This window comes from Psychrobacter sp. K31L (assembly GCF_017942195.1).
Classification (GTDB): domain Bacteria; phylum Pseudomonadota; class Gammaproteobacteria; order Pseudomonadales; family Moraxellaceae; genus Psychrobacter; species Psychrobacter glaciei.
This window is the reverse complement of record NZ_JAGKSC010000005.1, coordinates 44,197-55,987: the sequence shown is the minus strand read 5'-3', so window position 1 is coordinate 55,987 and position 11,791 is coordinate 44,197. Positions and strand designations below refer to the sequence as shown.

Below are 11,791 nucleotides of genomic sequence, written 5' to 3'. Positions count from 1 at the left end.
CAAACAAGCAGCAAGTGACCGTTACTAGCAGCTGAGTATTTTACTTAGCTTAGAAAGGCCAGAGCCCATCTCTGGTCTTTTTTTTATATTAGATACTATCTTTTCTAACTTGGTGTAATTTATAAGTTAGTATAAATTTTCTCGCTTGCTGTGTACCTTGCATTCCAAAGACTTCGATAAACTTATCCCACTAGCACTGTTTTTTGAAATAAATCGACGATATGATGACGTTAACCGTCATTGGTAAAATTGATACTTTATAATAAAAAACCTTCAACAATGTATTTTTGGAATCTATTTACTAATAACAAGGAAGACTAAAATGACAACTAATAATGATAATGACCGTTTAAACCAATCAGTGAATACTGAGAAAACGCTAGCAACTGACACAAATATGCCTATTGCTGAACATGGTGTTGAGACTAAACAAAGTGGTGAAAACGAACTTACTGCGCCCAATCATGATAAAGATCCACTTACTGCTTTGAACCAAAGAGGAAATGGCGGGCGTTTAGAATTATTAGAAGAACGCCCTGTCATCAACAAAGAACGCTTAGATGTAGGCAAGGTAACTGTCACTAAGCACTCTCGAACCAAGACGATTCAAGTGCCGATTGAGTTAATAGAAGAATATATTACCGTCCGTACTGAGTATCATGATGCCGAAAGTCAGGATTTACTGTCGGGTAACTACGATGATAAAGACATACTGCGCCATGTTGAGCCATCACTTGATAGCAGAGCAGTTATCACTATCAATGATAAGCAGGTTGAAATCGGTGATGAGCCCGTAGAAATTATCTTATCGCGTCAAGTGGCGACCATCACCAAAGATACCTATGTCATTCAAGAAGTTGACGTCAACAAAAGCACGCATACGCATACTGACCTTATTGAAGTCGAGCTCAAGCATGAAGAGCTAGAGGTAACAGAGGAAGGGTTTTTGGAGCATGAGCGCACACCTACTCATAAAAAATAGATGGCCTTTGTGAATAACTCAAAAATCAGAGATAAAAAAAGCAACGACAACGTTGCTTTTTTCTTGATAGCTTACTGATAGCATTCATAAAAATCAGAGTATAGTCGGTTCAATATAATTTGGATACAAGGAAGGCAAGTGAAAAAAGTACTACAAATAGTAGATTAAGTCAGCCTGACACAGTATCTGATTTATAAAGGACTGACTATAGCAAGGAAAACGAATGAAAGTACTACTTACTGTAGACTAGACGAGTTTGACAAAGCTAGGGCGTGTCCTCATTTTGCTTTTTAGATTTGGTATTATTATGATGTTTTCTTACATTCATAAGTGCTCACATTAGCGGCATCTGCACCTGCTGTTCGCATCACACCGGTTTCGCGCGCTTCATGTGCCACACGCCACTGAACAAAACCTGCTTCTCCATCCATACCAGTCGCGGCCTCAAATACTTCAGGATTGCTGGCATCATTGGTTTTCATCAAGGTTGCTGTTCCTTGAGCGGTAGCAAGGACCACTTGGTTATCAGCATCTTTATAAGTCGCTTCAACTTGTAGTTCAGGGGCACACAAATAATTTATTTGTGTCACACCACCATTCACTGAGGCAACCGTATCGTTCTCGACCTGACTGGCTGACGCATCTGTAGGAGCGACGATCACATCATTAGGTTCGGCAGGTTCAGCAGACATAGGCACAGATTGCTCCGCACTTATATCGTCTTCTAGGCTTTGTTCAGGCTCTTGCTTTTGCTGACAGGCACCAACGGTTAACGCGCCAGCCAATAAAGCTGTCATCGCAACAGAGGTACGCAACTGTTTTAATCGTTCTAAACTCATAATACTCTCCCAAATAGATATGCTAAACACTATAGCGTGTCCATAAATTCACGCCTATGCTGAATTTGTAAGTAATCAATACAAGGTGTTTGGAAATTCCATAAGAGCATGCTCTGACCATAAAAGTATAGTTTAGCCATAAAAAGACGCTCTAACGAATATAAGAAAGCCCCTATCTAAATTAGATAGGGGCTTTCTTACTGATTTATCAGTCTATAAACACGAGATTATGGCAACTAATGACTAGGGCGTGTCATCAATTAGCACATGAATACATTTAGTGGTCTTAAAATGGCTAAATTTAGCCAAACATCGTCAGAAATCTTGTCAATATGTTCATATTTACGGCAATTTCTTCCTTGTTTGGCTGCAATTTTCCTCATTTTAAGTCTCACAATCTAAATGATGACACGCCCTAGATTTTGCCATGGCACTGTTTATACTTAAGTCCTGAACCACAAGGACAAGGTGCATTACGGCTGATGTTCATACCAGCGTAAGGGTTAGGCTCATTAGCATGACCACCATTACCAGCTGCAGCAGCACTCATGCCAGCTGCCGCAACACCGCCACCAGTGCTCCGGTTCTGTGGTTGCGGTTGACCAGCTGGACTGTTCGAGCTACTATCCAAATTATCCACATCATCATGCTCGAATTGCATGCGCATATGCGCAGCATTCTCACGCTGCTGAATCTCTAATGCTTCTAACTCTTCTTTGGTTGGAATATGCACACGTGATAAATCTTGTACAGTTTCTGATTTAATCGCCCCTAGCATCATTTGGAACAACTCAAATGATTCACGCTTATATTCTTGCTCAGGGTTTTTTTGCGCATAACCACGCAGATGAATGCCTTTACGCAGCTGATCCATTTGCGTCAGATGTTCTTTCCAATGTTTATCTAGGCTCTGAAGCATAAAGTGACGCTCAAGCTGGGCAGCATCTTTTTCACCCATCTGCTCACGGCGACCATGATAATGATCCAGTGCTGTCTGAATGATTTTGGCGCGTAGCCCTTCTTCATCCAATCGGCGATCTTCATCTAGCCAATCATTAATCGGCATTGATATCTTAAATTCATCTTCAAGCTCATCTTCTAGACTGTCAACATTCCATTGGTCATCGATAGAGCCTGGCGGAATAAATTGGCTGATCATGGCGTTATAGACTTCATGATGCATGATTTCAATGGCTTCTAACAAATCCATATCTGCTAACAAATCATCGCGCTGACCGTAGATGACTTTACGCTGCTCATTGGCAACATCATCATATTTGAGCAAGTTTTTACGCGCATCAAAATCGCGGCTTTCCACTTTACCTTGGGCGTTTTCAATCGATTTTGAGACCATTTTATGCTCAATGGCTTCATCTTCTTTGAGACCCATGGCACGCATCATATTTACGACACGATCGCCTGCGAAGATACGCATCAAGTCATCTTCAAGCGATAAGAAAAAGCGCGACATACCAGGGTCACCTTGACGACCAGCACGACCACGTAACTGATTATCAATACGGCGCGATTCATGACGCTCAGAACCAATGATATGCAAACCACCCGCGGCAACGACTTGGTCATGCCTGACTTGCCATTCCGCTTTGAGGCGTTTCATCTCTTCTGGGCTGACAGAGTCAATGTCTTCGATAAACGATTGCCAGTTACCACCAAGAATAATATCTGTACCACGACCAGCCATGTTGGTGGCAATCGTAACAGATGTTGGGCTACCCGCTTGCGCGATAATTTCTGCTTCACGCTCATGCTGCTTGGCGTTTAGAACGTTGTGCTTGACACCTTCTTCATCGAGCAAATAAGACAATTCTTCACTGGCTTCAATCGTCGCCGTACCCACCAAGACTGGCGCACCTTTGGCTTGAATCTCTTTGATTTCGCGGATAATGCCTTTGTATTTGCCTAACTTGGTTAAGAAAATTTGGTCATCCATATCGATACGCGCAATCGGCTCGTGCGTTGGGATAACGATGACATCTAAGTCATAGGTTGACTTAAATTCTGCCGCTTCAGTATCAGCCGTACCCGTCATACCGGATAGCTTTTCATACAGACGGAAGTAATTCTGGAATGTCGTTGTTGCCAGCGTTTGGTTTTCTGCTTGAATTTCAGCATTTTCCTTGGCTTCTACCGCTTGATGCAGACCTTCTGACCAGCGACGACCGGGCATGGTACGACCGGTGTTTTCATCAACGATGACCACTTCGCCTTCATCAACGATGTAATGAACGTTTTTGACAAACACATGATGAGCACGAATGGCAGCTTGTACGTGAGCCAATAGTGGCAAACGACTTGGGCTATATAAACTTTCGTTTTCGCCAAGCTCGCCCACTTCGATTAAGAAGCGCTCAATTTTTTCATAGCCTTTTTCGCTAATCTCAATCTGACGGTTCTTTTCATCAATCCAAAAATCTTCTTCTTCGTTGTTCTTGTTGGCTTCTTCATCTTTTGAACGGATTAGCACAGGAATAATGGTATTAATCAACGCATACATACGTGAAGAATCTTCGGCTTGACCCGAGATAATCAACGGCGTACGAGCTTCATCAATTAAGATAGAGTCAATTTCATCAATAATACAGAAGTTTAATGAGCGCTGCTTTTTCTCGCCTAAACTAAACACCATGTTATCGCGTAGATAATCAAAGCCATATTCATTATTGGTACCGTAAGTGATATCGGCTTGATAAGCATCAATCTTTTCTTGTGGCGGTTGCTGCGAATAAATGACCCCAACCGTCATGCCCAAAAAGCTAAATAATGGACGGTTCAATTCAGCATCACGCGCTGCCAAATAATCGTTGACCGTGACCAGATGCACACCTTTACCGCTGATGCCATTTAGATACATGGCTAAGGTACCCATTAAGGTTTTACCCTCACCGGTTTTCATCTCAGCGATTTTGCCTTCGTGCAAGGTGATACCACCGATCAGCTGCACATCGTAGTGACGCATGCCATTGACCCGTAGTGACGCTTCACGGCAGACGGCAAACGCTTCTGGTAACAATGCATCTAAGCTCTCACCTTTTTGATGGCGGGCTTTAAACTCTTCGGTTTTTTGCTGTAATTGCTCATCAGACAGGGCTTGTATTTCAGCTTCTCGTGCGTTGATCTTGCTGACCACTTTGCGCATGCGCTTTAGTTCGCGGTCGTTTTTGGTGCCAACGACACTACCTATAATCTTTGATAACATAATTTTTTGACCTATGGAAATATTCGATAATTAGTGCGCATTAGCTAAGGTTTAGTGTGCTGCCTTGTCATCCTTGTCATCACCCGACTAAGTAACGCTTAACAAAGCACTGATTAACAAAGCACTCATGAATAAGATACTGCCTGATAACATGTCGCCTAATGAAGTATCGCCCAACTAAGTGTGCCGTCATTATATATGGTTATGACGCTGATGGATACAAGGGCAGCGAGCAGATATTTGCTGACGTAAAAGTGGCGCAGGACGTGTTAAAATAGCGCTTATACCTTTAAGGTACTTAGCTTTTGAACGCCTCGTTTAACGGCATAGCTTGATCGCTATCATCAATATTCATTCTTATAACAACATCATTTTACCCATCGTAAACTCATCTAAGAACCACAAGAGACCGTGCATGACTGTCAAACCAATCGCTCAAAGCCCTCATTCACCTGAACCGTTAGTCATAGGTGATGCCGTTTATCATTTAGCAGACCATACGCCGATGATGGTGCAATATCTAACCATGAAAGCCAATTATCCACAAGCGCTACTGCTATACCGCATGGGTGATTTTTATGAGTTATTTTTCGATGATGCCAAGCGCGCGGCACAAATACTTGATATCACGCTCACTCGCCGTGGTACGGACAAAGCAGGTAACACGATTGCGATGGCAGGCGTACCGTTTCATGCGGCTGACAGCTATATGGCACGGCTGATTGCGGCTGGACAGACAGTCGTCGTCTGTGAGCAAATCGACGAATCAACCACTGGCAATGCGAGTAATAAATCCAATACGCCTACGATGGGCGATAAGCAGAAAAAAGATAAAAGCAAATCGACCGCTGGCAGTATTATGCGCCGTGAAGTAGTCAAAACTCTGACAGCAGGTACGATTACCGATGATGCATTAATTGCGCCAAACCATACCCCTACTGTGGTCGCCATTGATATTGCTATGCCTAAATCGAATAGCAATCAGCCACTACAAGCCGCCATTAGCCAAATGGATTTAGCCGCTGGCACGTTGACCACCCAAAGCCTGACAGCGCATAAAAATGATATCGAAGGCTTACAAACCCAAATGCTCACGGTGCTCGCACGCTTCGCGCCCAGTGAATGTATCATTAGCGAAGCACTCAGCGATAGTATTAGCGGTACTGATGCAGAATGGCTGCTATGGCTACGTCAAAATCTTGACTGCCCTATTATCGAAGTCGCTGCCAATGACTTTCATCCTGAGCATGCCAGCTCAACCTTATGCCAACAGTTTGGCGTGCAACGTTTAGATGGACTGGGCATTAGCGACAAGCCATTGGCGCAATCTAGCTGTGCTGCGCTTATTCATTATGCTCGGCAAACTCAGCAGCGTCATGTACCACAAGTCAATCAACTCATCGTTGAGTATAATGATGATTATCTGATTATCGATGCCAATAGTCAGCAAAACCTTGAGCTATTTTCGCCTGTCAGTAACAACGGCACTTCATTGATATCGGTGCTGAACCACTGTCAGACTCCGATGGGTAGACGCTTACTGGTACAGCAGATGAAGCGCCCTTTACGTCAGCATTCACGTATCAATATGCGCCTAAATGCGATAACCAGTCTTTTGCAGACAGACAATCAAACTGACGAAAATAAACAGCTGAAGCAAAACTTAGAAAGTAATTCACTAGTCAGTAACTTACGCGAGACCCTAAATGTTATCGGCGATATTGAGCGAATCAGTAGCCGAATCGGTCTGATGAGCGCCAAGCCACGCGACTTACGTAAACTCGCTGATGGTATCGCTAGTAGTGCGCAGGTTACTACTCTACTGATAAATTCAGGCATTAGCCATGAGCAGTCAGGACTGCTGCCGATGCTAATGCAGCAATTGCCTGACCAGTTACCTGCGGTACAGTCCGTCGCCGAGCTGATTGAGCGTGCCATTATCGCAGAACCGCCCGCGCATATCCGTGATGGTGGCATGCTAGCTGCGGGCTACGATGACGAGTTCGATCGCCTCACTCATCTGCATGACAATATCCAAGTGACCTTGGATGAGATGGTAGAGCGCGCGCGTCAAGAGAGCCAATTACCCAGCCTAAAAGTCGGCTTTAATAAAGTCAGCGGTTTTTATTTTGAACTCCCGAAAATGCAGGCAAAAAATGCACCGGCGCACTTTATCCGTCGGCAAACGCTCAAAAGCAGCGAGCGTTTTATCACTGATGAGTTAAAAACAGTCGAGACCGAGTATCTGAGCGCACAAACCTTAGCATTGACTCGTGAAAAGCAGCTGTATCACGAACTGTTAACCATTTTAAGCAGCCATTTAGCTGAACTACAACAGCTGAGCGCTGCGATCGCCCAGTTAGATGTGCTTAGCAATTGGGCACAACTTGCAATGATTTATAACTGGCAACGTCCAGTGATGAGCAATGACTCAAAAGATAATAGTGTCTTAGAAAGCGGCTTAAACAACAATCACTCGAAGAATGGCTTGAATAATAACAGTCAAACCAATATCGATATAAAAGCAGGTCGTCATGTCGTCGTCGAAGCCGTACTAAATCCAACTAATATTGGAAATCGTACCAATCAAAACAGTCATGCAAAGCATACTAGCCAGTTCGTTGCCAATGATTGCGCACTTGGTAGCGCTGGAAACCCTGAACGTCTATTGATGATTACTGGTCCTAATATGGGCGGAAAATCGACCTATATGCGCCAAACAGCGCTAATCGTCCTACTTGCGCATTGCGGTAGCTTTGTCCCAGCAGCGCGTGCTCATATCGGTGATATTGACCGTATCTTTACCCGTATTGGCTCGGCTGATGATTTAGCAGGTGGCAAATCAACCTTTATGGTGGAAATGATTGAAACTGCTAATATTCTCAATCAAGCAACGGATAAATCACTCGTATTAATGGATGAAGTCGGACGTGGTACGGCGACCACTGACGGTCTGGCAATTGCTCATGCCTGTGTCAATCGCTTGGTCGAGATTGGCTGCCTGACCTTATTTGCCACTCATTATTTTGAGCTGACACAATTGTCAAAGGATGGTGAAGCCAATCATGCTAACATTCGTAATGTCCATGTCGCTGCCAGTGAAGTCGATAGTCAGTTGCTGCTACTACATCAAATCAAAGAAGGTGCTGCCAGCTCTAGCTTTGGATTGCACGTCGCTAAGATGGCTGGCATTCCTATTCAGGTATTGAATGATGCCAAGCGTTATTTAGTAGATAACTTGAAAATAAATAGCGTAAAAACAGAAAATGAAAAAGTTGTTGTTGATAAAGTTGATGACAAAAATGAATTAGCTAAGTCAGTAAAGGATAAACGCCAGCAGGCTTATAATGCTCATCCTCTAGATCAAGAGGTGAGCCATACTACTCAAACATCAAACACACTCAACAATCCACAGCAAAATCAGCTGTTTAGCTTACAAGACGAACTAAGCGCCATCAACCCTGACAATCTAACACCGAAGCAAGCGCATGACCTTCTCTATCATCTTAAGAAATTCATTAGTCATTAAAGGGAATTGTCAAATAGCCGTAAAGGCGCTAAAATATGTCCTATCCTAATATAAGAATTTTCATCTATTTATTAGCTCAACCAATAACAGGTAGACATCACTATGACCTTTGTCGTTACAGATAACTGCATTCTTTGCAAATACACCGACTGTGTGGAAGTCTGTCCTGTGGACTGCTTTTATGAAGGCCCGAACTTCCTCGTCATTGATCCTGATGAGTGCATAGACTGCGCGCTATGCGAGCCTGAATGCCCCGCCAATGCCATCTTCTCAGAAGACGAAGTACCAAAAGATCAAGAAATGTTTACGCAGTTAAATGAAGAACTGGCACAAAAATGGCCAAACATCACTGAAATGAAAGGGCAAATGCCAGAAGCTGAAAAGTGGGATGGCGTGGAAGGTAAGATTCAGTATTTAGAGAAGTAGCTGATACTCTAAAATAGCTTAATGTACTGAGTCTTGGCTGGGTTTTTAACCCAGCTTTTTTATAGAAAAATAAAATCATCAAGCTAACCTTCTTAGAGTTGATACCCTACCTAGAATAATGATTTTTTAGAATTTATACTGATCTATATTCTCGCTTCTGCTTATCCTATCCTTGCTAAATAGGGGTTTTGAGTATAATTTGAATAGCACTTATCGGCACGCCTTCGGCAAATATGCAACCTTGATACCCGAGCTTGCATGGCACTGCCATTTGCCATCATTCAAATAATCCATACTCAGCGACTGTGCTTGCAGATATGGCAAGTCTTTTATAACGCACGTCACGGCATTAGGCGTCGCGCCACCTGTGATGGGTCCTACGACCGTAAACTGACAATATTGAGTCGAGCGCGGTAAATTTAGGCCGCTAGGACTAAAATCAGTCACTCCTGCCCCTTGGTCTATTAACATTTGGTATGGTGTTCGAAAGGCATTAATCTCTTGATAAATACTCATCATCTGTGTCTGGCGTAATTGCAGCTGATAACTACCCACGCCTATTGCTGCTAAGACACCGATCACTGCAATGATAATCATTAGTTCAATAAGTGTATAGCCGGACTGAGTAGCTAACTTATCTTTTGGATGACAATTTTGGACAGCTGGCGAGCATGATTTCATAGTAGTATCTTTCATTATTAATTTACATGCTCTGGTGCAGAGAGTATGCCAGTTGGATTTGTGTCATAGGTATCTAATTCGTAGAACGAGCATTTTTCAAGATTTTTATGTTTTACAAAAATTGTAGGCTGAATACTTAACTCAGCTTTTAGCTCTTGTTATAAAATTATATTTTAAGTTGTCTTAATCAAAAAAAACCAAACATAATGTTTGGTTTTTTAGATACAGTGGCATGTCTCGAGTAGTGAACTAAATTTTAGCCTACGCTTGCTACATTATTACAATACAGGAGCTGTTAAAGTAGTTTTAGGTGTACAAGCTTTAGCAACATATTTATCTTCGATAGTAGTTTCACAGGTCCAAGTACCATCAGCGTTGCGGAGTAATTGGACATCCTTGCCTTTGATACCAGGATTACCAGTATTCATTTTAACGCGGATAGCACCAGAACCAGACGCCGGTCCAGCTTGTACTAAAGAAACTGTACCAAATGTTGGCTCTACGATACCTAGACCTTCTTTTTTACGCTGATCTGGTACAGCTGCAACGACAGGAGTAGCACCTGGAGCAGAGGCTGCTACCGCTGCTGTTGTACCATCTGGAAAAAAGCCGTTTTCCATAACGTAGTTTTCTAAACCTGTTTTATTTGAGCTTAATGTTTGTACAGCTGCTGCAACATTAGCGCGGCCAACATAGTTCTGATACTGAGGAATAGCAATTGCAGCTAGGATACCGATAATAGCGATAACGATCATTAGTTCGATTAAGGTAAAACCTTTTTGAGCAGTGTTCATATGAACTCCTTTTGGGTATATAAAGATAAATGGCGATCAGCGCTTTTTATCTTTAGTAATATAATTTGTTTTTCTCTTGCCATAAAAGATGCATATAGCATACCAATTTTTAAAAAATTACTATTTTTAGCATTAAATCACACTGTTTAACCGAATACTTAAGGGTTATAGCTATTTTCTAGCTAAATAGACTTACATACTACTGACAATATTGCTGCCAACTTACTGAAAATTGTCAGTACACCCATGTATTAGGAGTAAAAAGTAAATATAGATGACAATTTTTGTCAGAATTTGTGATAGTGGCAAAAATTGTTATTTATTCCAGTCATTACCAGTACTACACTTCCTATTTACACCTTGAATACGACATTTGATGTTTTGATAGTTGAGACTAAGATTGCCATCGTTAGCGATTTGACTACTCGTTTTTGGAGTGGCTGTAATTATCCATTTAGTAACGAGTGGATCCGTTATAGTCACATCATACATCGCAGTGCCCTGTCTCGGATATGCGGTGGCAAATTCTGTTTTGATACCCGCGCTAATAGCGCTGTAGCTGCCTTGAGCCAACTTACGGCTTTCAATCTGAGAGGCAATATTTTGCATCTCGCTCATCATGTCCGTACGTTTAGTTTTGATGACATATTGCTGGTAATTGGGGTAAGCAATTGCCGCTAAAACACCGATAATAGCGACGACAATCATCATCTCAATCAGTGTAAAACCTTGTTGCTGTTTAGATATTTTAATAGCTATCAGCATTACCAACTCTCCGAATAGGTACCACAATTAGTAGAAGCCACTGTAATGCTACTATCATTGTTCTTGGTTTTACATTTTAGACCAGCACTACTGAAAAGCATTTTATGACCTGTGCTATAGCTACTGCTAGGCTCTGCAAACATACGCCATGAGCTACCCGCAGTAGAATAACTTGTACCTGTAGGGGCTAACGTATTGCCTGTACTACCATCGACTAATTTAATTAGATAATTGTAGTTGGTGCTATTGCTACCTCTAGGGACGTAGATAGTCTTGTTATCAGTGGCGTCATATGCGTAGCTAAAAGTACCATCACTTGCTTGCTTTTTTGGTTTGAAGCCTTTATAAGTCAAAGCACTAGCACGCCAACGGTTTAGCTCAATATCCAGCTGCTGCATACTCGCTTGCGCTTGCGATTCGGCATTGCGTACTACAAACTGACGGTAAGACGGAAGCGCAATCGCTGCTAAGATAGCCACTATCACGATGACCACCATCAGCTCTATGAGCGTAAATCCTAGCTGTTGCTTCAACGCTTTCATATTCATGCGACTATCC

Annotated in this window: 9 protein-coding genes; 3 read left to right on the top strand and 6 right to left on the bottom strand. The window is 42.5% G+C overall.

What is annotated here, in order from left to right; translation table 11 throughout:
* Positions 1-322: 322 nt before the first annotated feature.
* Positions 323-982, top strand: a complete 660-nt coding sequence (locus J5X94_RS09440) for a YsnF/AvaK domain-containing protein (RefSeq protein ID WP_210541084.1) — start codon at positions 323-325, stop codon at positions 980-982.
* A gap of 305 nt (positions 983-1,287) precedes the next feature.
* On the opposite strand, the gene J5X94_RS09435 is transcribed toward J5X94_RS09440, so the two are convergent.
* Together J5X94_RS09435 and secA are read right to left on the bottom strand one after the other, a co-directional pair.
* Positions 1,288-1,821: a hypothetical protein gene (locus J5X94_RS09435; RefSeq protein ID WP_210541083.1), complete on the bottom strand. Its 534-nt coding sequence runs from the start codon at positions 1,819-1,821 to the stop codon at positions 1,288-1,290.
* Between the two features lie 415 nt (positions 1,822-2,236).
* The gene (gene secA, locus J5X94_RS09430; protein ID WP_210541082.1) at positions 2,237-5,038 is read right to left on the bottom strand and encodes a preprotein translocase subunit SecA; all 2,802 of its coding nucleotides are present in this window, start codon (positions 5,036-5,038) and stop codon (positions 2,237-2,239) included.
* 415 nt (positions 5,039-5,453) lie between these two features.
* Here secA and mutS point away from each other — a divergent pair, with 415 nt between their 5' ends.
* Together mutS and fdxA are read left to right on the top strand one after the other, a co-directional pair.
* Complete coding sequence (mutS, locus tag J5X94_RS09425) at positions 5,454-8,567, top strand: DNA mismatch repair protein MutS (protein WP_210541081.1); 3,114 nt, start codon at positions 5,454-5,456, stop codon at positions 8,565-8,567.
* A gap of 102 nt (positions 8,568-8,669) precedes the next feature.
* Positions 8,670-8,993: a ferredoxin FdxA gene (gene fdxA, locus J5X94_RS09420; protein ID WP_010195798.1), complete on the top strand. Its 324-nt coding sequence runs from the start codon at positions 8,670-8,672 to the stop codon at positions 8,991-8,993.
* A gap of 210 nt (positions 8,994-9,203) precedes the next feature.
* On the opposite strand, the gene J5X94_RS09415 is transcribed toward fdxA, so the two are convergent.
* The 4 genes from J5X94_RS09415 to J5X94_RS09400 form a co-directional block, all read right to left on the bottom strand.
* Positions 9,204-9,674, bottom strand: a complete 471-nt coding sequence (locus tag J5X94_RS09415; RefSeq protein WP_210541080.1) for a pilin — start codon at positions 9,672-9,674, stop codon at positions 9,204-9,206.
* Positions 9,675-9,952: 278 nt separating this feature from the next.
* Positions 9,953-10,468 (bottom strand): pilin, encoded by a 516-nt coding sequence (locus tag J5X94_RS09410; RefSeq protein ID WP_210541079.1) that lies wholly within the window; start codon positions 10,466-10,468, stop codon positions 9,953-9,955.
* A gap of 315 nt (positions 10,469-10,783) precedes the next feature.
* Positions 10,784-11,233 carry a type IV pilin protein gene (locus J5X94_RS09405; RefSeq protein WP_210541078.1) on the bottom strand — a complete coding sequence of 150 codons (450 nt, stop codon included), beginning with the start codon at positions 11,231-11,233 and terminating at the stop codon, positions 10,784-10,786.
* Positions 11,233-11,781: a type IV pilin protein gene (locus tag J5X94_RS09400; RefSeq protein WP_323128905.1), complete on the bottom strand. Its 549-nt coding sequence runs from the start codon at positions 11,779-11,781 to the stop codon at positions 11,233-11,235. Before J5X94_RS09400 ends, J5X94_RS09405 begins: the two co-directional genes overlap by 1 nt.
* Positions 11,782-11,791: the final 10 nt, after the last annotated feature.

Coding starts and splice junctions, on each gene's coding strand:
- J5X94_RS09440 (WP_210541084.1), top strand. CDS start 323: ATGACAACTAATAATGATAATGACCGTTTAAACCAATCAGTGAATACT.
- J5X94_RS09435 (WP_210541083.1), bottom strand. CDS start 1,821: ATGAGTTTAGAACGATTAAAACAGTTGCGTACCTCTGTTGCGATGACA.
- secA (WP_210541082.1), bottom strand. CDS start 5,038: ATGTTATCAAAGATTATAGGTAGTGTCGTTGGCACCAAAAACGACCGC.
- mutS (WP_210541081.1), top strand. CDS start 5,454: ATGACTGTCAAACCAATCGCTCAAAGCCCTCATTCACCTGAACCGTTA.
- fdxA (WP_010195798.1), top strand. CDS start 8,670: ATGACCTTTGTCGTTACAGATAACTGCATTCTTTGCAAATACACCGAC.
- J5X94_RS09415 (WP_210541080.1), bottom strand. CDS start 9,674: ATGAAATCATGCTCGCCAGCTGTCCAAAATTGTCATCCAAAAGATAAG.
- J5X94_RS09410 (WP_210541079.1), bottom strand. CDS start 10,468: ATGAACACTGCTCAAAAAGGTTTTACCTTAATCGAACTAATGATCGTT.
- J5X94_RS09405 (WP_210541078.1), bottom strand. CDS start 11,233: ATGCTGATAGCTATTAAAATATCTAAACAGCAACAAGGTTTTACACTG.
- J5X94_RS09400 (WP_323128905.1), bottom strand. CDS start 11,781: ATGAATATGAAAGCGTTGAAGCAACAGCTAGGATTTACGCTCATAGAG.